This is a genomic window from Hongsoonwoonella zoysiae, assembly GCF_013266695.1.
Taxonomy (GTDB): domain Bacteria; phylum Pseudomonadota; class Alphaproteobacteria; order Rhizobiales; family Stappiaceae; genus Hongsoonwoonella; species Hongsoonwoonella zoysiae.
This window is the reverse complement of sequence record NZ_JABRXF010000001.1, coordinates 152,921-175,184: the sequence shown is the minus strand read 5'-3', so window position 1 is coordinate 175,184 and position 22,264 is coordinate 152,921. Positions and strand designations below refer to the sequence as shown.

The 22,264-nt window shown below is 59.3% G+C and carries 20 protein-coding genes, 1 tRNA gene and 1 pseudogene; 18 read left to right on the top strand and 4 right to left on the bottom strand.

The window, feature by feature from the left end; all coding sequences use genetic code 11:
- Positions 1-66: 66 nt before the first annotated feature.
- Positions 67-627, bottom strand: coding sequence for a redoxin domain-containing protein (locus tag HPQ64_RS00815; protein ID WP_172886505.1), 561 nt, complete (start codon positions 625-627; stop codon positions 67-69).
- A gap of 241 nt (positions 628-868) precedes the next feature.
- On the opposite strand from HPQ64_RS00815, the gene HPQ64_RS00810 reads away from it, so the two are divergent.
- From HPQ64_RS00810 to pcaF, 13 genes are all read left to right on the top strand, one after another.
- Positions 869-1,819, top strand: a complete 951-nt coding sequence (locus HPQ64_RS00810; RefSeq protein ID WP_172886504.1) for a LysR family transcriptional regulator — start codon at positions 869-871, stop codon at positions 1,817-1,819.
- 423 nt (positions 1,820-2,242) lie between these two features.
- Positions 2,243-3,865, top strand: coding sequence for an ABC transporter substrate-binding protein (locus HPQ64_RS00805; RefSeq protein ID WP_172886503.1), 1,623 nt, complete (start codon positions 2,243-2,245; stop codon positions 3,863-3,865).
- A 79-nt stretch (positions 3,866-3,944) separates the two neighbouring features.
- Entirely contained in the window at positions 3,945-4,886 is a 942-nt protein-coding gene (locus HPQ64_RS00800; protein ID WP_172886502.1) for an ABC transporter permease, read from the top strand.
- A gap of 4 nt (positions 4,887-4,890) precedes the next feature.
- On the top strand, positions 4,891-5,802 hold the full coding sequence (locus HPQ64_RS00795) for an ABC transporter permease (protein WP_172886501.1): 912 nt from the start codon (positions 4,891-4,893) through the stop codon (positions 5,800-5,802).
- 11 nt (positions 5,803-5,813) lie between these two features.
- Positions 5,814-6,881: an ABC transporter ATP-binding protein gene (locus tag HPQ64_RS00790; protein ID WP_210260038.1), complete on the top strand. Its 1,068-nt coding sequence runs from the start codon at positions 5,814-5,816 to the stop codon at positions 6,879-6,881.
- Positions 6,881-7,888 (top strand): ABC transporter ATP-binding protein, encoded by a 1,008-nt coding sequence (locus tag HPQ64_RS00785; protein ID WP_172886500.1) that lies wholly within the window; start codon positions 6,881-6,883, stop codon positions 7,886-7,888. Before HPQ64_RS00790 ends, HPQ64_RS00785 begins: the two co-directional genes overlap by 1 nt.
- 92 nt (positions 7,889-7,980) lie before the next feature.
- Complete coding sequence (locus HPQ64_RS00780; RefSeq protein ID WP_172886499.1) at positions 7,981-9,027, top strand: AraC family transcriptional regulator; 1,047 nt, start codon at positions 7,981-7,983, stop codon at positions 9,025-9,027.
- Between the two features lie 273 nt (positions 9,028-9,300).
- Entirely contained in the window at positions 9,301-10,491 is a 1,191-nt protein-coding gene (locus HPQ64_RS00775) for a muconate cycloisomerase family protein (protein WP_172886498.1), read from the top strand.
- Positions 10,492-10,529: 38 nt separating this feature from the next.
- On the top strand, positions 10,530-10,907 hold the full coding sequence (locus tag HPQ64_RS00770; protein ID WP_172886497.1) for a YciI family protein: 378 nt from the start codon (positions 10,530-10,532) through the stop codon (positions 10,905-10,907).
- Positions 10,908-10,924: 17 nt separating this feature from the next.
- Complete coding sequence (locus HPQ64_RS00765) at positions 10,925-11,626, top strand: dienelactone hydrolase family protein (protein WP_172886496.1); 702 nt, start codon at positions 10,925-10,927, stop codon at positions 11,624-11,626.
- Positions 11,627-11,687: 61 nt separating this feature from the next.
- Entirely contained in the window at positions 11,688-11,921 is a 234-nt protein-coding gene (locus HPQ64_RS00760) for a hypothetical protein (RefSeq protein WP_172886495.1), read from the top strand.
- On the top strand, positions 11,918-13,312 hold the full coding sequence (locus tag HPQ64_RS00755; protein ID WP_172886494.1) for an amidase: 1,395 nt from the start codon (positions 11,918-11,920) through the stop codon (positions 13,310-13,312). The genes HPQ64_RS00760 and HPQ64_RS00755 overlap by 4 nt, the downstream gene beginning before the upstream one ends.
- 230 nt (positions 13,313-13,542) lie before the next feature.
- The gene (gene pcaF / locus HPQ64_RS00750) at positions 13,543-14,748 is read left to right on the top strand and encodes a 3-oxoadipyl-CoA thiolase (RefSeq protein ID WP_172886493.1); all 1,206 of its coding nucleotides are present in this window, start codon (positions 13,543-13,545) and stop codon (positions 14,746-14,748) included.
- 170 nt (positions 14,749-14,918) lie between these two features.
- On the opposite strand, the pseudogene HPQ64_RS00745 reads toward pcaF, so the two are convergent.
- Positions 14,919-15,469, bottom strand: a pseudogene (locus HPQ64_RS00745) (IS5 family transposase); the annotation flags it as partial.
- A gap of 826 nt (positions 15,470-16,295) precedes the next feature.
- A tRNA-Ser gene (locus HPQ64_RS00740) sits at positions 16,296-16,385 on the bottom strand.
- Positions 16,386-16,600: 215 nt separating this feature from the next.
- Here HPQ64_RS00740 and HPQ64_RS00735 point away from each other — a divergent pair.
- From HPQ64_RS00735 to pabB, 5 genes are all read left to right on the top strand, one after another.
- Positions 16,601-16,915, top strand: coding sequence for a hypothetical protein (locus HPQ64_RS00735; protein ID WP_172886492.1), 315 nt, complete (start codon positions 16,601-16,603; stop codon positions 16,913-16,915).
- Between the two features lie 204 nt (positions 16,916-17,119).
- Positions 17,120-17,782, top strand: a complete 663-nt coding sequence (gene msrA / locus HPQ64_RS00730; RefSeq protein ID WP_172888442.1) for a peptide-methionine (S)-S-oxide reductase MsrA — start codon at positions 17,120-17,122, stop codon at positions 17,780-17,782.
- 64 nt (positions 17,783-17,846) lie between these two features.
- The gene (locus HPQ64_RS00725; RefSeq protein ID WP_172886491.1) at positions 17,847-18,620 is read left to right on the top strand and encodes a hypothetical protein; all 774 of its coding nucleotides are present in this window, start codon (positions 17,847-17,849) and stop codon (positions 18,618-18,620) included.
- Between the two features lie 82 nt (positions 18,621-18,702).
- Positions 18,703-19,677: a zinc metalloprotease HtpX gene (locus HPQ64_RS00720; protein ID WP_172886490.1), complete on the top strand. Its 975-nt coding sequence runs from the start codon at positions 18,703-18,705 to the stop codon at positions 19,675-19,677.
- Between the two features lie 80 nt (positions 19,678-19,757).
- On the top strand, positions 19,758-21,581 hold the full coding sequence (pabB, locus tag HPQ64_RS00715; RefSeq protein WP_172886489.1) for an aminodeoxychorismate synthase component I: 1,824 nt from the start codon (positions 19,758-19,760) through the stop codon (positions 21,579-21,581).
- Positions 21,582-21,602: 21 nt separating this feature from the next.
- Here the strand turns inward: pabB and HPQ64_RS00710 are convergent, their stop codons facing one another.
- Positions 21,603-22,241, bottom strand: coding sequence for a nucleotidyltransferase family protein (locus tag HPQ64_RS00710; RefSeq protein WP_172886488.1), 639 nt, complete (start codon positions 22,239-22,241; stop codon positions 21,603-21,605).
- Positions 22,242-22,264 lie beyond the last annotated feature (23 nt).

Here is a 22,264-nt window from a genome sequence, read left to right as displayed (position 1 = left end):
TGCCTTACCTGTCGGGAATCCGCTGGCCGCTCGGCTCCGCCGCAACCTGCAGCCAAAGCATTGGTCTTATTCGGCTCCCCGAGGAGGGGTTCCACGCTCGATCGACAGCTGAACACCGCGAAGGAAGATGTCCAGGTCAAGCCGGAACCAGGGGGCAGTCGACTGGAACTGCGCATAAAGGGTTCCGTCCGGGCGGACGAGGTAGGCGCCCGGCTCACAGAATGTCTCAGGCTCGGCAGGCTTGATCTTCCGGGATATATACAGGCCCCAGTCTCGCGCCTGTTCCTCCGTCAGGCCGTAGCCAAATGGTACATCGCCTACCGACCATTCCCGTAGTGCCGTGGCCGCACGCTCGGCGTCATCCATGCTAACCGCGACAACCGACATGCCGATGGCATCGAGCTCCGGCAGGCGTTCGCGAAGAGCCTGAATCTCCTGCTTGCAGAAACTGCAATGCAGCCCTCTGAAGGCCAGTATGAGCGTGAATATCTTCGGACGCTGCTCGGAAAGCTTCCATCGACCGCCGCGCGCAAGCGGTACATCCAGCTCGGGAACCTGCTCACCGGAACGCAGTCGTACTGATTGTGTCGCGCAGGCATCTGCGCGCTCAATTGCGGATGCGGTCATTTGACCCTCACATTGCTGCCGGAGACGACATTGGCGAGGTCAGATCGACGCCGGGCGGCCGCGGGCGAAAAGATCATATTCGCCTGCACACACCATCCTGCCAGATCGTCGGATGCCTGACTGTCGGCACCGGATTTGCGAATGTCTGGAAAATACCCAAGCGAAGATATCATCGGAAATATCAAATAAAGAATTTCCATATCATAATGATATGATTGGCAACAATGCCGGAGGCAAACAGATGACCGATCTGAATCCAAAGCATCTGATGTGGCTTGCTGAAATCCATGAGGCCGGCGGCTTTACCGAGGCAGCGGCGACTCTGGGTACGAGCCAGCCTGCGCTTTCACGCTTGGTGAAAGATCTCGAGGTGCAAATCGGCGGCCCCCTCTTCTCTCGTGCCCGCAAACCACTGCAGCTGACAACGGTGGGAAAACGACTGGTCGAACAGGGGAACGCCATCCGCACCGCCACGAAACGCGCTTGCGAAAGCGTTGACCGGATCCGCACAGGCGAAGAAGGCGAATTGCGCATCGGCGGAACTCCGTTCCTGCTGGAAGGTTTTGTATCCGGATTGATCGCCGGCTTTCAGGCAGATCGTCCGGACGTTACCGTACAATTCAGTCACGGCTATCCGGATGATCTTGTTTCGCGTCTTGTCGGAGATCGTATCGACGTCGCCGTTTGCCCTATGGATTTCCTGGATCCGGAAAAAAACCTCGACTTTACCCCCTTGATCCATGGACGGAATCTGGTGGCGTGCCGGACCGGGCACCCGTTACTCTCAATGGATAGGCTGACGGCTGCCGATTTATGCAGATACCGATGGATCGCCCCGCCGCCGCTCAGTCCGCTGAACGTTGATTTGAAAAACGCACTCCTCTCGGTCGATGCCAGCCATGTCGAGATCGCGGCATTCGGCGGAGGGCTCGGGACTATCGTCAATTACCTGATGAACACGGACTGCCTGACGATATTGCCTCACACCGTCGTATATGCCCTTCACGGCGCCGGCGCGATAACGGCGCTTCCGATGAAGCTGGACCACCCTAATCGCACTTTGGGCTTGCTCGTGCCAAAGTCGGGTTCAAAAACACCGCTGGTGGAAAAACTTAGATCATACCTTCTATCCCGATTTGAGGATCTGAAAGAAAAAATAAGAGCGCATGAAGAATTGTTTATCGATAAATAAAAATCTGAATACATAAGTAATGTGCGCGTAAATAATGGAGACATACTATCATAAAATGAGAAATCATTGAATTTTTGTATTTATTTTCTATTCATAAGCAGTGAATTGGGTCGACGCGGAATCGCAGTTCTTGGATTCGATCAGGTGAAATTCTTGCCATTCATGCCAAGGTGCCAAGCGAATGCGCTTGAGATTTCCGCGGCAGTGCCAAAAAAGCAAGAAGCCGCTCGATTGGAGACTGCGCGCCGCAGAAGGCGTCCGGGAGATGCCCGCAATCCGGCTTTGGAACCGTTGCGTGGTGCCATTCATTGCTGGGATTGGATAGGGCTGCGTTCCCCGGATAGTGCGTTGACCGATGCTCCGCTTCACTGGACCCAATACCAAGAATAATACGAGTAGAGTGTGCAATGGAGGAGTACGCACATGGAAATCAAACGCGGATTGAGGTCGCTACTTACCACGGCAGCAGCCGTGGCGGTATTGATGGTTTTGGGGCCGGATCGCGAGGCGAACGCGGAAGGAACGCTGCGGATAGCGATAACCGCTGCCGATGTGCCCACCACGACAGGTATGCCCAACAACGGTTTCGAAGGTTTCCGGTTCCTTGGCTATCCTGCTTTCGAGGCGCTCGTGCACTGGGACCTTTCGAGCGCCGACCGGCCTTCGGAGATCGTCCCGGGCCTAGCTGAAAGTTGGACCCAGGACAAGGCCGACCCGACGAAATGGGTCTTCAACCTGCGAAAGGGGGTCAAGTTCCACGACGGGACCGACTTCAATGCCGATGCGGTCATCTGGAACCTGGAGCGTTTCTACGATGTCGGGTCTGCGCAGTTCGAGGCTCAAGGATCCGCGATGACCCGAGCGCGAAACCCGAATTTGGAAAGCTGGCGAAAGATCGACGATTACACCGTCGAAATCTCCACCGACGAACCGCTTAGCTATTTCCCTTACCTCGTGGCCTACGTTCTCTACGCAAGTCCGACGCAGTTCGAGAAGGTTGGCGGCACATGGGAAGCGTTTGCGAAAGCGCCGGCTGGAACCGGCCCGTTCAAGGTCGTCGAATTCAAGCCGCATGTGAGCGCGACGCTTGAAAAATTCGAAGACTACTGGAATGAAGAAAAGGTCGCGAAGCTCGACAAGATGATCGTCTATCCGATGCCGGAAGAGACGACACGTCTGGCGGCACTGCGTTCCGGGCAGGTGGACTGGATCGAGATGCCGCCGCCGGACGCAATTCCCAGCCTGGAAGACGCGGGCTACGAAATCGTGACCCATACCTATCCGCACATCTGGCCATGGGAGTTCAATTTCAAGAAGGAGGACTCACCGTTCCGGGATCGGCGGGTGCGAGTGGCCGCGAACTACTGCATCGATCGCGACGGCGTGGTTCAACTTCTGAATGGAACTGCCGAGCCGGCGACCGGGTTCTTCCACAAGAGCAATCCGCTCTATGGCAATCCGAACGAGTCCTACAAGTACGACCCCGACAAGGCCAGGCAGCTCCTGAAGGAGGCCGGTTATAGTCCTGACAATCCGGTCAAGGCGAAGATCCTGATCTCCACCGCGGGCTCAGGCCAAAGAACGCCGCTGCCGATGAACGAGTTCCTGCAGCAAACGCTTTCCGAATGCGGCTTCGATCTTGAGTTCGAGGTGGTAGACTTCGGTACGCTCCTTGTCGCGTTGCGCAGCGATCCGGCCGGACCGCAGGCATTGGGCGTCGACGCCATGAATATGAGCCTCGTCACTTCGGATATTTCCCAAATGGCGCGCTGGTTCTGGTCGGCGAATTTCGCGCCCGGCGGCTCCAACTGGGGTAACTGGAGGAACGATGAATTCGACCAGGTGCTTCGGGAGGTCCAAATGGCAACCGATCCGGAAATCATCCGGAAAAAAACTGCGCGCCTTCACGAAATTCTGGTGGATGACGCACCCTGGCTGTGGGTCGTGCATGACCTGAGCCCCCGGGCTATCTCCAGGAAGGTCAAGGGCTTCGTTCCCGCCCAGGCCTGGTTCCAGGATTTCACGCAGATCGAGATCGAAGAATAAGACTGCGGTGACTGGCGGTCTCCGGCAGAAGCCGGCGACCGCCCTTTTTCGCATTCGACTGGCAGGGAGACCAAGGAGCGTGTGGTTCTTTATCTTGCGGCGAATACTGTATGCCGTACCCGTGTTGCTCGGGGTTTCGATAATAGTATTCACCCTGGTGCAGCTTTCCCCGGGAGATGTTGTCGACATTCTCATCCCCCCCGAGGCCCCGGAAGAGGTCGCCGATGCGCTTCGAAAGCAGTACGGGCTGAATGAGCCGGTCTACATTCAGTATTTCATCTGGCTCGGGCATTTGCTCCAGGGAGATCTCGGCACGTCGATATTCAGCGGCCAGCCTGTCGGCGGCGAACTTGCAAGCGCCTTGCTGAATACCCTCAAGCTGGCAGTGCCGGCCGCGATACTTGGCATGACGTCGGGGATCATCTTGGGCTCACTCGCGGCGTTCCATAATGGTACTTGGCTCGACAGGCTGTTCTCCGCCGCGGCGATCACCGGAGTGAGCCTTCCGCACTATTGGGTCGGGATCGTCCTTGTCGTGGCCTTCGCGGTAATCTGGAACGTCCTGCCCGGTCAAGGCATGGGCCCGGACGGATTTCCAGCTACCTGGGAACAGATCAGGCACCTTATCCTTCCCGTTTTTACGATGTCGCTTATTCCGATGGGCGTGGTCAGCAGGCTCGTGCGTGCCACCGTGCTGGAAGTGATCGGCCGCGATTTCGTAACGACACTGCACGCCAAGGGGCTGCTGAACCGAAGAGTGTTGATGCATGTGTCCAAGAATGCCGCGCCTGCCGTACTCGCCCTGATGGGACTTCAATTTGGCTACCTGCTGGGAGGCTCGGTGCTGGTCGAGACGGTGTTCAACTGGCCAGGCTCCGGCAACCTTATGGTGTTGGCAGTTTTCCGCCGGGACGTTCCGGTACTATCGGCGACGATCGTGGTGCTCGCGGCGATCTTCGTAGTCATCAACATCGTGGTCGACATCCTTCAGGCTTTGATCGATCCACGCCTACGCCGGTAACGTCATGGTATCCGATTCCGAAAACTACGTAGCTGCAAATACTTCCCTTACCGTGACAGTGACCGCTGCCAGGCGAAATCAGGGATATTGGGGCCGTGTCTGGACCCGTCTCCTCCGTGACTGGGGCACGCTCGCCGCGATCTCGATAATCGCACTGATCCTGCTCGCGGCAATCTTCGCCCCGCTTCTGGCCACGCACGATCCGACGCAAGGTTCGGTCCTCGGTCGCCTCAAGGGCTTTGGTTATAATGGCCATATCCTCGGCACCGATGAAACCGGCCGCGATCTTTATAGCCGATTGCTCTATGGAAGCAGGCTTACACTGATCACCGGTGTCCTGCCCGTCCTTCTCGCGTTGATTATCGGCGGGTTTCTAGGTGTGATCGCCGGCTACTTCGGCGGCCTCATCAACAGCCTGATCATGCGCGTGATGGATGTTCTTTACGCCTTTCCGTCGGTCCTTCTGGCGATAGCGATAACGGGCATGCTGGGGTCCGGCGTGACGAACACGATACTGGCGCTGACGATCACATTCGTTCCCCCACTCGTACGCATTTCGGAGACGGTGACGAGCCAGACCCGGGCCATGGATTTCATCGAGGTCGCCCGGTCAAGCGGCGCCGGTTCCTTCACGATTATCCGGTTTCATGTTCTGAGCAACATCCTCGCTCCGGTGCTTATCTACGCAACGAGCCTGATATCTATCTCGATAATACTTGCTGCGGGCCTGAGCTTCCTCGGTCTTGGCGTCACGCCGCCGAATGCCGAATGGGGACTGATGCTGAACAACCTTAGATCGGCGATCTGGGTAAATCCGGCGATCGCGGCGTTCCCCGGGCTGATGATCTTCATCACGTCGATGTCATTCAACCTTATGAGCGATGGCCTTCGCCGCGCCATGGATCTCAAGTTGTGAGGATGCAAGCGATGACGGGCACCAATGCGAACATGGCATCCGATCCCGCGATAGTCGAAACACAGCGACCACTGCTGTCAGTCGAGAACCTGCGCAAGCATTTCCCAATCAAGGGAGGACTATTCGGTCGCACGCAGGCCGTAGTTCAGGCGGTCGACGACGTAAGCTTTGAAATACGCAAAGGGGAAACGCTTGGCATCGTTGGCGAATCCGGCAGCGGCAAATCGACGACGGCGCGCGTGATAATGCATCTGTTCGAGGCGGATGCCGGCAAGGTCGTTTTCGACGGTGAGACGGTAGGCCGCGGCGGTATCGCCTACCGCGAATTATGCCTCAACGTACAGATGGTCTTCCAGGATTCCTATTCAGCGCTGAACCCGCGCATGCCGATCGGTCTGTCGATCGCCTTCGGCTCCATGGCTCATGGCGTTCCTCGCAAGGAGGCGCTCGATAAGGCGGCAATACTGCTGTCGAAGGTCGGACTTGATCCTGCAACCTTTGCGAACCGCTATAGCCACGAGCTTTCCGGCGGCCAGCGCCAAAGGGTCAACATAGCTCGCGCGCTGGCGCTGAAGCCCAGACTTATCCTGCTTGACGAAGCGGTATCCGCCCTCGACAAATCCATCGAGGCGCAGGTTCTCGATCTTCTGTTGGATCTCAAGGGGGAACTCGACCTCACCTATCTTTTCATCAGCCATGACCTGAATGTCGTTCGCTACATCAGCGACCGCGTCCTCGTGATGTATCTGGGCAAGGTGGTCGAGGTAGGGCCCGTCGAGGACGTTTACGAAAATCCGCGCCATCCCTACACACGGGCCTTGCTTTCGTCGATGCCGTCGATGGATCCGCGAAATCGCACGATGGAAGCGCCGTTGAGCGGCGACCCTCCGAATCCGATCAACCCACCATCCGGATGCCGGTTTCGCACCCGCTGCCGGTTCGCGGAGACTGTATGCGGAAAATCGTCGCCCGCGCTGACTGCCCATTCGGATATGAACGCCCGCCATGCCGTGGCTTGCCACATGCACGATCCGGGCTCCGGCCACAGCCTGGCTTCTCAAACGGAGGCCCCCGAATAATGAACAGGGAAAAAATACTTTCGGTAGAGGACCTGTCCGTTCGCTTCAAATCCGACGAAGGTATCGTCAACGCCGTAAGCGACGTCAGCTTCGAGCTGGCGCATGGCGAGGCTCTGGGCATTCTCGGGGAGTCCGGCTCGGGCAAAAGCGTGACCTTGAGGACGATCATCGGCCTCCTGCCGCGCAACCGTACGGATATTCGCGGGCGCGTCCGTTTTGACGGGAGGGAAATCCAGGACCTGTCGAACGACGAGATGAATGCGATCCGCGGCGCGCGCATCGCCATGGTCTTTCAGGAGCCGATGGTTGCATTCGATCCGGTTTTCACGGTTGGGGAGCAGATCGCGGAAACAATCGTCCGTCATGACGGGTCCAGCTGGGCCGATGCCAACCGGCGTGCGCTGGATCTGCTGGAACTCGTGCAAATTCCCTCGGCCAAACGGCGTCTTGCCTCCTACCCGCATGAGATGTCGGGAGGGATGCTGCAGCGTTCGATGATCGCGCTCGCGCTTTCATGCGGACCTCAGCTGCTGCTCGCGGATGAACCGACCACGGCGCTGGACGTTTCCGTGCAGATCCAGATTATCCTGCTGTTGCGCGAACTGCAGCGCGAACTCGGCATGTCGGTCATCCTGGTGACTCATGACGTTGGTGTTGCCGCGGAAATATCCGACCGCCTGGCTGTCATGTATGCGGGGCGTATCGTGGAAACCGGTACCGCGGCAGAGATGATCGAAGCGCCGTGCCATCCCTATACCGACGGCTTGTTGTCCTCGACGGTGCTCAACGCGACGAAGGGAAAAAAGCTGAATGCCATCCCGGGAGCGCCGCCCGACTTGATCGCCCTGCCTCGGGAATGTTCGTTTGCACCCAGGTGCCGCCATGTGCAGCAGCAGTGCCTGTCGGGCATTCCGAGGCTGGAGCCGTTCGGGAAAGGGCGAGCAACGCGATGTTTGCGCGTGAGCGAAGGTCAGTTGGAACTTCAGTCGGCAAATCCCGCGCTGTGACAGGTGGCGCGTTTTCACCGGAGGGCATATCCTGATCGCCCGTGGTTTCGTGTCTATGCAAGCGGAGCGGGCTTTCACCGCTATCGCTAACCATGCACCGGCAGCACGACGGATATAATAGGGAGTATGCCCTAGTGGCGTTACGATCTGCCCTGTCCTTGAACGATACCCTGCGCAATGCGGAATTCGCATTGCGCACCACATCGCTCGACGAAGCCGAACGTCATGTGAGCACGGTTTTCTGCCGGCAGCGTTTGCGCGTTGAGCAGGCCTCGAGCCGGCTTGATTTTTCCCATCAATTTGTCCATTTGCCGCAATTTTCCGTCCACCGGGTCCGCTATGGAGCTCCGGTGTGGAAGGAAATTTTCGTTCCCCTGAATTTTACCGTGCTCCAGGTCACGCTCGCCGGTGAATGCGTGATTTACGACGGTACGAGGGAAATCGCCACTGGTCCCGGTCAACTGTCGGTAATCAACAGCGGGCGGCGTTTCGAAAAATTCTGGTCGCGCGACGCGGAGCAACTGATGGTCTGCGTCGATACCTCTCCATCAAGGGCGGTCACGGTAGATAATTCGCGCATCAACGATCTGAGCAACGTCATATTCGACCCGCAGCCGATTCCGGTCGACAGCCTTCCGCTCCTGTCCGGGATCATCAGCTCGGTCTGTGTCGATCTGGAACGCGGCCGAGGCGATGTGCTGGACCCTGAGGTATCGAGCCGGATTTACGACACGCTGGCGGCATTGATGCTGCACAACATCCCCTATACGGACCAGAAGCTGTCCGGCAGTCAATCGACCGCCGTTCCATACTACGTATTGCGCAGCGAAGCCTATCTGGCGCAATGCGCCACGAAAGATATTTCATTGCAGGACATCGCCGACGCGGCGGGGGTCTCCTGCCGAACTCTGTGCAATGGCTATCGCCGTTTCAAGAACACAACGCCCATGGCGCGCCTGCGGGACATCCGGCTCGAACGTGCTCATGAAATGCTGCTATCCGAAAGTTGCAGCGACAGTGTTTCGGCGGTCGCAAATGAATGCGGCATGAACCACCTCGGGCGATTTGCGCGATATTACGCCGAACGGTTCGGCGAATTGCCCTCCGATACACTGTTGCGTTCGCGGTCCCGCCATTGATTGGCCACGTCTGTCACTGGCCGGCAGATGCGATGTAAAAATCGCGTTTCCGTGCAGCGTGCGGTCCACAGGTTCCCTCCCGATTGAATGCTTTCTCCGCCGTATCGCCGCGCTGAGCATACAGGCTTTATTCAACTCTCCAGGGCCGGGTCTGCATCGGCGGTCATTCGTTGCTGGGATCGGATAGGCGCGCGGTTGCTGGATAGCCGCCAGGTCACGCTTTCCTATGATCGGAAAATACAGAAAACGCCTACCCTTCAGCACGGTAGCCTTATGCAGCAACAACAGAAATTCGCCGGCACCGCTCCGGCGCCAGACCTTGCCGGCGGTTCTCCGGAAGATGTTATCGACCGCATAGAGACGACAATCGTGGATGTGCCGCTTCGGCGGACCCATTTTCATTCGAGTGGCACCCACGGCAGTCAGAGCTATGTTGTCGTTCAGCTATTCACGAAAGGAGGTGCCGTTGGCCTGGGTGAAGGGGTTACGCCCGGCGGCCGCGCCTTTTGGGGCGGCGAAAGCGTGGAAAGCATAAAGGCGACGATAGACCACTATCTCGCGCCAGCGCTGAAGGGATGCAGCGTTTTCGCGCACGAGCGCTTGTTGAAGCTGATGGACCGCGCCGCCGCCAGGAGCAACTTCGCAAAGGCCGCCGTCGACATTGCGTTACATGATGTTGTCAGCAGGCTGCTGGACACGCCACTGGCCGCATTTTACGGCGGCAAGGTCCGGGATTCGATACCGGTCCTCTGGCCCTTGGCGACCGGCGATTACGATCGGGACGTGGACGACGCGCTGGAGCAGCTGTCCACGCGCCGTCATCGGTACTTCAAGATGAAGATCGGCCAGGGCGACCCGGAGGCGGATGTAAAGGCCGTTTCGCGCGCGATCAGGGCGATCCACGCGCAATTTCCGGAAGCATGCATAACCCTGGATTTCAATCAGGCCTGGGACGAACAAACGGCGGCGCGCTGGCTTCCCGCGCTTCAGGAGGCGGGGGCTGCCTTGATAGAGCAGCCCGTGCCCGCCTGGAATGCTGCCGGCATGGCACGGCTGGCCTCACGCCTCGACATCCCGGTCATGGCCGATGAAGGTCTGTGGGATCTCCATGACGCCTATGACTATTTCACGCGTGGGGCGACCGATGTCTTTTGCGTGAAGGTTGCCAAGGGTGGCGGTATCCGGCGCGCTTACAAAGCCGCCGCGGTTGCCGAGGCCGCCGGCATACCGCTATGCGGCGGTATGGCGCTGGAGAGCTCGATCGGCACAGCCGCAAGCCTCCAGCTTTTCGGCGCGCTGCCGAATCTCACCTGGGGGAGCGAGACCATAGGGCCGAGGCTCATTGCCGACGATCTCGCCACGGAGCCTATCCGGTATCGGGAATATGAGGTGCTGATCCCCGACGGCCCCGGCATCGGTGCGGAACTCGACACGGACAAATTCAAACACTACCGGCGGGCATGACCGCTCAGAATTGGATAGCGAGCAAGACGGTAAAGACGATGCTCTACTCGATCTACATTGTCGATAAACCGGAGAGCGGCTCACAGCGCGCTCCCGCGGTGGAGGCACATCGGCGTTACATTCGCGACCACGCCGAAGCCATTCTGGCCGCCGGGGCGACGTTTGCAGAAGACGGCAAAACGGTTCGCGGCGGGAACTACATCGTGGACATGGATAGGGACGAGGTCGAGCGCTTCGTTGCTGAAGATCCATTCACGCTGGCCGGAATACGCGAAAGGGTGATTGTCCAGCCGTGGATCAAGGCATGCTTCAACCGAAAATTCCTGATGTCCGTGGTCCCGCCGGGGCCGCCCGACGTCAATGAAACGCTCCTGGTATTAGAACGAGCCGGGATGGGCAGAAGGTCAGACCATTGACTAGCGAGATGATCGAAATGCTGAACGAGAAAGTGGAAGTCGAAGGCGCGATGATGGGCGCCTACCTGACCGGCGCCTCGTCCGAACCCCGGCCCGGCATCATATTGCTTCAGGAAATATTCGGCGTGAACAATGCCATGAAAATCGCCGCGGACGCGTTCGCGCGCGATGGTTATGTCGTTCTCGCGCCGGATATTTTCCACCGGATCAGGCCGGGTATCCAGCTTGGCTACACCGAATCCGAGCGCGATCAGGCGATCGGCTACTGGGGCCAGCTCGATGACGCACAGACGCAGGCCGACGTCATGGCTTCGGTTGAGAAGCTGAAAAACCATACGTCCTGTACGGGCAAGGTCGCGGCTCTCGGGTTTTGCCTCGGCGGGAAGCTTGCCCTGTTCAGTTCCATCGGCGGCTACGTGGACGCGGCCGTATCCTTCTATCCGGTCACCGTTCCTCAATATAAGGACGAGCTGACGAAGCTATCCTGTCCCGTCCAGATCCACCTGGGCGATGTCGACCAGCACACGCCGCCCGAAATCCAGGACATACTTCGGGCGGCGGCAGGGCAGTCCTCGTCTCACGAATACTACTTGCATGAAGGCGCCGGGCACGGCTTCTACAATCCTGTTCGCAGTTTCGGTTATCACCCTCAGGCGGCGGCGGATGCGCATGCGGCCGTCTTGAGGTTTCTGCGCAAAACAATAGGTCCTTTCGCCTGACCGGATTTGCCGCCTCTCCCCATGAACCGCGGGGCTGCACCGCAACGTGGATAGGTACGGGATGCAGGAAGTCGATAGCCAAGTCACCGAGGTCAATTTCATGGAAATACACGCGATTTCGCTGGAAGAACTAAAAGCCCGGATAAACGCCGCCGGCTTCACGCCCGACGATCAAAGCCTTCGAGAAATGCAGGCCGCGTGGCCCCATTTTCAGGCGATGCGAGCGCGGCTGCGCCGCGATTATTCATATGCCGATGAACCGGCGTCCTTCTTCTCGCTGGAGTCCGGGGCATGAGCGGCGAACTTTATCATCTGACCATCGCCGAAGCTTCCGGCATGATCGCGCGAAAGGAGCTGTCGCCCGTTGTATTGACGGAGGCCTTCCTGGCTCGCATCGAGGCCGTCGATCCGATTGTAAACGCCTATATCACCGTTACCGGCGAACGCGCGCTCGACGATGCCCGCCGCGCCGAGAGCGAGATTGCGGCCGGCAATTACAAAGGTCCCCTCCACGGAATACCGGTCGCTCTCAAGGATATCTACGACACGGCTGGAATTCGGACGACATGCCATTCCCATCTGCATGTCGACCGTGTTCCCGCCAACGATGGCCGAGCCGTCGCCCTTTTGCGGGACGCGGGCACCGTCTTGCTGGGCAAGCTTGCGACGCACGAGTTTTCATTCGGCGGCCCGTCATGGGACCTGCCGTTTCCGCCTGCGCGCAACCCCTGGAATCCGGAGCGATACGCAGGCGGTTCCTCAAGCGGGTCCGGCGTGGCGACCGCGGCCGGAATGGCGATGGCGACACTCGGCAGCGATGCCGCGGGCTCCATCCGGCAGCCGGCATTCTTCTGCGGCATAACGGGTCTCAAACCCACCTTCGGACGCGTTTCGCGACAGGGTGTGGCACCGCTGACTTTTTCCCTCGACCATGTTGGGCCCATGACCTGGACAGCTCGAGATGCCGCGCTCATGCTTCAGGTTCTTGCCGGTTACGATAAAAATGATGCCGGCTCCGTCGATCGCCCGGTGCCGGACTATGCTTCGGCCCTTTCCGGCGACATAGAAGGCATAAGGGTGGGGCTGATCCGCCACTTCTATGATGGAGACGAGCAAGCCGATCCGGAAATGAAATCGGCGATGGACGATTCTGTGTCAGTGCTGGAGGGCCTTGGAGCCAAGGTGGAGGAGGTGAGGCTGTCGAGCCTCCACGACTATAGCTCCTGCGGTATGGCGATCATGCTTTGCGAAGCGCTCGCCATCCACGAGCGCGACCTGAGGGCTACGCCTGAGAAATTCGGCAATGTCGTGCGCGACAGGTTGACCCTCGCCAGCCTGCTTACCGCCGCAGACTACCTGCAGGCGCTAAGGTTGCGCCGGCAGTTGGTGGAAGAGACTGGCGAGGCACTTGGCCGGTACGACGTCCTGTTGACGGCCGGCGGGTATGGGCCGGCGCCGAAAATCGAACAGGTGTCGAAGTTCTACTTGCTGGAAAGGCCTTTGATCACAATGCCATTCGATGTGACCGGCAGCCCGACGATCGCAGTGCGCAATGGCGTCAGTACGTCCGGCCTGCCTCTCGGCATGCAGATCGTTGGCCGGCCGTTCGATGAAGCCACCGTGCTGCGTGTCGCCGATGCTTACGAGCGGGCAACCGCGTGGGGTGAGCGCAGGCCCCCCTTGTGAGGGCGCAAGCCGGCTATCGGGAATGAAATCTGAAGTCGGTGAATTTCAGATAGCCGCCCTTGCAGATACTGCAGCGCAGCTTGCAGCGCCGCCGACCGTGTGCCGGCCGTTTCCTCTTTACGCTATGCCGATCCTTCCTGAATGAGTTCCCGGTCGTTGTATCGCCCGAGCGGAAGCGGTGGCGGTATCGAAGGGCGGACGGCCATCCCTGCACCCATGGATGAACAATCATGCGGGACGTCTACATTTGCGACTATGTGCGCACGCCGATCGGCCGATATGGCGGTGCATTGTCCGCTGTACGCACGGACGACCTGGCCGCTGTACCACTGCGGGCATTGTCGGAGAGAAATACAGCTCTGGATTTGGAGGCCGTGGACGAAGTTATCTTCGGATGTGCAAACCAGGCAGGCGAAGACAACCGAAACGTTGCTCGTATGGCGGTGTTGATCGCTGGCTTTCCCGAGACCGTTCCGGCGATTACCGTCAACCGCCTCTGCGCGTCGGGGATGGATGCTGTTATTGTTGCGGCTCGGTCTATTCAGTGCGGCGCCCAGGAACTGGTTATTGCAGGTGGTGTGGAATCGATGTCCCGCGCGCCCTTTGTCGTGCCCAAGGCGACAGATGCCTTCACGCGAAATATCGCGATCGAGGACACGACAATCGGCTGGCGTTTCGTTAATCCCGCAATCGCTGAAACCTTTGGCGTCGACACCATGCCGGAGACGGCCGAAAACGTCGCCGAAGACTTTCGTATTTCGCGAGACGATCAGGACCTTTTCGCGTTCAATTCTCAACGAAAGACCGCCGAAGCACAGGCCTCGGGCCGCTTCGTAAAGGAAATCGTTTCGGTGAATGTCACCCGGCGCCGCGGCGAGCAAGTTGAAGTAACCCAGGACGAACACCCGCGCCCTGAGACGACCGTCGAGAAATTGAACGCTCTTCGTGCTCCCTTTCGTAAAGATGGCAGCGTTACCGCAGGCAATTCATCCGGCGTGAATGACGGCGCTGCAGCTTTGATCCTCGCCTCGGAAGAAGCAGTGCACAGACATAATCTTACGCCGATCGCGCGAGTTGTTATGGGGGCAAGCGCAGGGCTCGCACCAAGGATCATGGGATACGGTCCGGTTCCGGCAATCGAGAAGCTGCTGGATATAACGGGAATCACACTGCAAGATGTCGGCGTGATCGAGGTGAACGAAGCCTTCGCAAGTCAGGTTTTGGCGACGCTGCGTGGCCTGGACATTCACGATGATGACCCTCGCGTGAATCCAAATGGCGGGGCAATAGCTCTGGGCCACCCACTGGGCATGTCCGGAGTAAGGATTACCGGTTCGGCCGCATTGGATCTGAAGAGTCGCGGAGATGATTGGGCCGTCGCCGCAATGTGTGTCGGGGTAGGGCAAGGGACCGCGATTTTGCTGGGTTCGATGTAGTGCCGCTTTACGCGTTTCGGTCACGAAGGGTGGTTCGGTGGCCAAGCAGAAATCGCTATCCTGCCCTTGCTCCCGTCAATTACTTGGAAAATCTGGCTTAGGCGCCTGTCAGCCGTCACTTCTATTGCGTTGGGCGATGCCAGATGTGGCCCCGCCCCGCGGTTTGTTCGTCAACTACTTGGCAGGATCAGGACTTCCGCCCTCATATCAGGCTCGCGCTCCTCGTGTCTCGCGGCGACGAGTTTGACGGCTGCGAGGTGGTTTGCGGGGCGGTTGTCGTAGCGCGTGGCGATGCCTGGGAATTGTTTGATCCTATTGATGAACCTGTCTAAGAGATTGCGCTGCCGATGGACCCGGCGGGAGAACACGAAGGAGCCCTTGCGGTTGGTCTTCGGTGGGAGGTTGGCCCAGGCCTTTCGCCGGGTTGCCTTGGCCCAGATTGCATTGCTGTCGTAGCCCTTGTCGGCCAGGAGGATCCTTCCTCGGCGAGTTCGTCCGTCAGCGCGTCGGCTTCGGTCCAGTCAGCGATCTGTCCGCCGGTCAGACGGAGGCGGACGGGGCGACCTCCTGCGTCGACAAGCGCGTGGATTTTGCTCGTAAGCCCGCCGCGGAAAAGTCCCATGCCGCCATCGCCTCCGTCCCCCCTTTTTCCCGTGGCCGCGTGTTGGTGAACGCGGACACAGGTCGAGTCGATCATAACGATGTCGCCGTCGAAGGCTTCCTTATTCGGAAGTCTTGAATCATGCAGGGCGCGAAACTCCAAGACCCTTTATGAGTTTACGACCTAGAATATACGGAACAGAACTCGAACTGGCCTTGGGTCTTAACTGTCGTTTTTGCCTCAGTAAGCCTGTTCAGCTTCATGGATCTGGTCGGATGGAGCGTGGTGTTTGGCATTAGAAGTCGGCTTCGCGACAAAATAGCGGACTTCTTCATCTTGCAGGCTTTTCAGAGCAGCCCGCCTTATCTACGCAGGGAGATTAGGTGGGGCTACAACCCCGCGAAAATCACCGTCGTGAAAATAAGGGCGGGTTTCTAATCAGATGAAAAACACCCCTTATACGGGCTTTTAAACCGCTTCTACTCCCATTTTTAACGGCCCACGATCCTCCTCCGCTCGCTATAGTGCAAAACATCACCGAAATCACATTCCAAGTATCGTGCTTGCCCGCAAGCCCTCGCGGATATTTCGCCGCGCGTGCTCGAGCCACAGTTGCGGCATGAACCCGCAAGCTCTCGTCTTTTCGACGTTCGCCGTCGCCGTCAATAGCTCGCTGCCTCGAGGACGGAGCGGCGACGCCGTCTTATTTCGTGCAACTTCTGCCGGATTTGTCACATGATGATGCGCACTACAACAGGGGGCCGACGGAAGCCGAACCGTTGTTTGAGCCCGCAGAGAAGTCTGGCGGATATTCGGGAATTCCCCCTCCGACATGCGCTCTCAGGTTCGATTTACGCGTAGCGTGAGAGCGCAGCTCCCTGAAATGTCGGGAGAATTAGGGTGGCTGGTCCGAGAGCGGGTTAAGTCTCTGGAATATAAGACTTAATGGCGGAGAGAGAGGGATTCGAACCCTCGATACGGTTTCCCGTATACACGCGTTCCAGGCGTGCGCCTTAAACCACTCGGCCACCTCTCCGGGAGAACGGGCAAAAGCCCCGCTCGTGAGAAGCGCAATATACCCACCAAAACCCGGACTTCAAGGTGTGATTGTCGTTTTCGCAAAGCTTTTCAACATGGCGCGAAGGATTGCCATGGCCGGTGGTGGCCGTTACTTAAGAAACGGAAATTCAACGGGTCTTTCGCCAGCCTCGCGATGGCGGCAAGGGGCGCCGGAGCGCCGGGCGGTCGGATATGCTGAAGTTTATCGCAAGAATTCTCGGCCTTTGGCTGATTGCCGTGGCACTTGTTGCGATCGTGCTGGACGGCACGCGCACGATCGCCGCCGCGCAATGGATGGTGAAGCCGCTTGGCCAATACTGGTACGAATGGTCGCCGGCGACACTCAATCTTTCTCAGGCCGCCGTGCAGCGTTATGCCGATCCGGCACTTTGGGATCCGGTCATCCTGTGGATTCTGCAGCAGCCGGTCTGGATCAGCTTCGGGGCGCTCGGATTCTTTCTGGTGTGGCTCGGCGACCGCCGGCGGCGCAGAGAAAATCTCGTATGAACGCTTGCGAGCAGGCCGTCCAGTTGTCGCGAACGTGAAGGCCCGGCCCGCTTTCCAGCGACTTGCAGTCTGATATCATGGGCCTAACTGGATGGTGTGGCGCACTCCCTTCCGCCTGGTCGATGCTGGTGGGCGAAGGAAAGTGCGGCGTGGCCGTCCGTTTTCGTATTTCGCGCAGAACCTGAGGAAAACATCATGTCGTTCATGTCCATGTTGACGAAGAAGGTGAGCATGCCGAGCGTATCGGAAGCGCTGCCGGGCCGCGACCAGCCGATCATGACGCCGGGGCTGCATACGGTGAATCGCCGGCCGATCGATGCCGCAGTGCCGGAAGGGCATGAAGAGGTGCAACTGGGCCTTGGTTGCTTCTGGGGAGCGGAGCGGCTGTTCTGGCAGACGCCTGGCGTCTATGTGACAGCTGTCGGCTATTCCGGCGGACACACGAAAAACCCGACCTATGGGGAAGTGTGCAGCGGGCGAACCGGCCACACGGAAACGGTGCGCGTCGTCTTCGATCTCTCGCAGATTTCGCGCGAGGAAATCCTGCAGCGCTTCTGGGAAGGACATGACCCGACGCAAGGAATGCGCCAGGGCAACGATATCGGCACGCAATACCGCTCGGCGATCTACTACGCCAGCGACGAGATGCGCGAAGCCGCATTGAAGACGAAAGCCTCCTATCAGCAGGCGCTGAAGGATGCCGGCGTCAACCGCGAAATCACCACGGAAATCAAGGATTGGCAACCGTTCTATTACGCCGAGGTTGACCATCAGCAGTATCTCCACAAGCACCCGGGCGGATATTGCGGCCTTGGCGGAACGGGAGTCTCCTGCCCGGTGGGGCTTGGAGTGAGCCCGCAGGCTTGATATGAAGCCGGCGGTTCCGCCGGCTGCCATGTTGCGCCAGGCTCGGCGGTGCCGGGAGACCCCGATGACGCCGAGCGCGCTGCGAGCAATGGAAGAACCTTCCGATATTCGAAAGTCGGGCCGGTCAGCCGGCGCCGATTTGCAGCATATGATTATCGTCAGGCTTTTCGCGGCCAGGCAGAGCCTGACGGATGAAAGCTCCGCGCTGCCCGCACGTGCGCGAAGAGCAGGGGCGGACGTGCAGCGCGCCGCAGCGCTCCTCAAGCTTTGGAAGAAGAAGCTCGGCCCGCCGCACGCCGCTGCCGCCGCACGCTTCAAGGCGGCGTCCAAACATCTGGCCAATCTTGAAGAGCCGGAAAAAGGATTTCGCCGCAGCACCAATGCCCATTCCCCGACCGATACGGATGAGGAGTTGGAAGAGATCGCTTCGCTTCTGCGCCGGTGCGAAGTCGATGGCGTGGTGCTGGTCGCCTCGCTCGTGGAACTAGAAGATGTCGAAAAGGGTTTGAAAAAGGCAGGGCAGAAAGCGAGGAAACGTTTTCTGGAGGCGGAAGATCAGCCTGGCCACGCGAACCTTGAGCGGCTTCGCCGCGCCGTGCGCGCGGAAAGCGCCCTTGCCGAGGCGGGCGAGCTGAATTTCAACGGCCTCGACCCTGAAAAAAAATCCATGCTTGAAACGCTGGAGCGCCTGCTCGACCGCGCCTTGGGAACAGCCGCCACGGCGCACGGTTTCTCGCCATCTGCGCGAAAGACAGTCGTGAGGGAGGTTCTGGAACTCGGGCGGCGGCTTTACTGCTGCAAGACGCCTGACCTGAAGCGCCGCTCGGCGAGCGGCTGAGACAGCCGAAAGCAGCGTTCGTCCGGCCCGCGACAGTCTTGCCGATTGGGTGAGGGGATGGCTGTGCCTATATTCAATAGGCATGAGTACCGTAATACGCCTCAACCCGGATGTGCATGCCGAGTACCGCTGGCGGAACCGCCTCCACACGGCGGCGCTTGCCGGCGGCAGCCTGTGCTTGCTGGCGCTGTGTGCCTTCACCATCGCAGGGCCGGAGGGGGTTCTTTGGGCCGCGATCGGCGGCGGCCTTTCCCTTTATGTCGCCGTTCACCTGTCGCCGAAGATGGTTCTGGGCCTTTATAACGCCCGCCCCCTCGGCGCCAATGTCTTTCCGGACGGACACCGCATCCTCAAGGCACTGAGCGAACGTGCGGGGCTGGAGAAATCGCCAAGACTATTCATCGTGCACAGCAGGATGATGAACGCGTTTTCAATCGGCCGGCGTGACGATTCCGTCGTCTGCGTGACGGATGGGCTGATCCGTGGGCTTTCAATGCGCGAGTTCACGGGGGTCGTGGCTCATGAGATCTCCCATATCGTGCATGAGGATATCCGCGTGATGGCGCTGAGCGATGTTGTCAGCCGCATGACGAGCGTGATGTCTTTCTTCGGCCTGTTTCTGGCGCTTTTCAACCTTCCGCAGCTCGTGCAGGGCGGACACGAAGTGCCCTGGATCGGTATCATCATACTTATTCTCGCGCCCACGCTCGGCACGCTTCTGCAGCTTGCCTTGTCGCGCACGCGCGAGTTCGATGCGGATCTGACAGCCGTGGAGCTGACCGGCGATCCCGAAGGCTTGTCGCTTGCGCTGGTGAAGCTGGAAAAGGCGCAAGGACGCATGTGGGAGGCGATGATGCCGGGCGCGCGCATTCCCGACCCCTCCATCCTGCGCTCTCATCCGAAGACGGACGAACGGGTGAAGCGCATCATGTCCTTGAAGAAAAAGCCGGAACCCTGGATCGACGCCGACGGCTGGCCGCATATTGCCGGAAAATCGCTGGTGCCGGCGACAGGAAAACCCAGGCGCCGGCTTGGCGGCCTCGGGGTCTGGTATTGACCCCTGTCGCCTTTTGCCAAGTCCGGGCGTGTCGGCTTGTGCGTCTTGCCATGTCGCCCGTAAAGCGTTAGCCCGGCACCATGACGGCTCGTGAGACGACCCCGGCGAATCCAAGCGTACTGCTTTTCGACGCGAAAGGCGGCGAGGGTGCGCTGCTGTTCGAAAATCCTCATGCCATTATCGAGACATCGTCGCTTGCCGGTGTTCGCGAGAGCCTGCGCCTTGCGGAGGAGGCGCGGGCGCAAGGGGATTATTGCGCGGGCTATATTGCCTATGAGGCCGGCTACGCCTTCGAGCCGAAGTTGGCCGACGCCGATGTGATTGCCCTTTCAGTTCCGCTTGTCTGGTTCGGCGTGTTCAAGGACGCGCACCCGCTTTCGCCGGACGAGGCGCGCCAGTGGCTTGCCGAATGCGGCCCATCGGGCGAGGCACCGCACATCCACGACCTTGCCTTCGATACGGGCAGGCAAGCCTATGACGCGGCATTTGGCCGGGTTCAGGAGCATCTGGCCAAGGGCGATATCTATCAGGCCAATCTCACGATGCGCGCCCGCTTCCGCCTTGAAGGCAATCCGGCGGCCCTTTTCGCCGATCTGATCCGCCGTCAGCCGGTGGGGCATGCAGCCTATGTCGATACGGGGGCGAGCCGCATTCTTTCGCTATCGCCGGAACTCTTCCTCGAGCGGAAGGGGAGTACGCTGCGCACCCGCCCGATGAAAGGTACGGCAAAACGCGGGCGAACGATGCGCGAGGACAGGCGAATTGCGCGTAATCTTGCGGCGGACGCAAAGTCGCAAGCCGAGAATGTCATGATCGTCGACCTGATGCGCAACGATATTTCGCGGGTTACGGAGGCCGGCAGCGTCCATGTGCCGGAGCTTTACTCTATCGAGACTTATCGCACGCTCTTCCAGATGACATCGACGGTGGAAGGATGCATCCGGCCCGACGTCAACTTTCCTGAAATCGTCGAAAACCTCTTTCCCTGCGGTTCGATCACGGGTGCGCCGAAGCTGAGCGCCATGTCGATCCTGCGCGACCTGGAAACGAGCCCGCGCGGGGTCTACACCGGCTCCATCGGTTATCTGGCGCCGGGCGGCGACTTTCGCTTCAATGTCGCGATCCGCACGCTTGTGATCCGTGCTGACGGAACGGGGGAGGCCGGGACCGGCTCCGGCGTCGTTTTCGATTCCGGGGCGACGCCTGAATACGACGAGTGTTTCCTGAAGCTCAGGTTCATGACGGAAGAGGAAAAGCCCTTCGGCCTGATCGAGACCCTGCGCTGGACGCCGCAGGAGGGGTATTTCCTGCTCTCTCGCCACTTGGACCGTTTGGGCGAAAGTGCAGCCTATTTCGGCTTTGACTGCGATCTTGAAACGGTCGAGGGCGCGCTTGCGGAGCGGGCGTTAAGCTTTTCCGGCGAGCGCAGGGTACGTCTTGAACTCGCGGCGGAAGGGACGTTCGAGCTGACGGATGCGGCGCTCACCGGCTCGGCACCTGCAGGATGGCGTGTTGCAATTTGCGACACGCCGGTTTCTGCCGATGACGCCTTCCTCTATCACAAGACGACGCGGCGCGCCTTTTTCGACGATACGCGCAAGGCGCTCTGCGAAGAGCTGGGGGTCGATGAGGTTCTGTTCGTCAACGAAGAGGGCTTCCTGACGGAGGGCAGCTACACATCGCTCTTTATCGAGCGGGACGGCCGGCTCTTGACGCCCGCGCTGCGCCATGGGCTTTTGCCCGGCACGTTCCGCGCGGCTCTGCTTGAGACGGGGCGTGCAATAGAGGCGAACCTGACACCGGCCGACCTTGCGAACGCTGAAGTTTTTCTTGGTAATTCAGTGCGCGGGCTGATCCGGGCAGACGTGCTGCGCCAGCCGTTTGCTGCGGAGGCGGCGGAGTAAAAGCGGATCGCCTTCCGGCATTCAGAGCAGCTCCACGACCTCCACTTCCGGCCATTGCCGTTTTGCGGCTTCCGCCTTTTTCCGGAACGATTTCGGATTGGAATGCAGCGGATTGGGGGCAATCCGCATGGCGAAAAGGTCCGAAAGCCCGAATGGAGCGGCGATGTCGAGCCACCCGTCGACTTCGAGCCGGATGGCTACCGCATGTGTTTTTGCAAGATAATAAGCAAGGCTTTCGTCCGTACAGGACAGCGCCGGATAGGAAATCCCGTGCTTTTGGGGATACCACAGGTGAACGCGTGCCTGATTGCGGCATTCGACCGGGAACGGAAACTTCGCGAAATTTTCCTCAACCCGGCGGATGATCTCGTCTTCCGCTTCATAGGAAAGATCCGTTCCATCGAAATAGACCAGATCGAAGTCCTTGATCCCGTGATCTGGGCTACGGCCCGTCAGCGCATTCCAGACCGTCTGGTAGACCGCGCCTGACACGAGCCGCCAATCGGGTAGATCAAGATCGCGGGCTTGCTCCAGAAACGACATGAGGGTGGCGTTTGAGCGCAGGATGCAATCCAGCGCCTTTCGTCGGGTCTGTTCGTCCGTAATTGCGGGATCACCCAATGCATCGCGTTGGAGCGGTATAGGAAAATCGTTGGCCATTAAACCGGCGTCCCCTGAAGCAA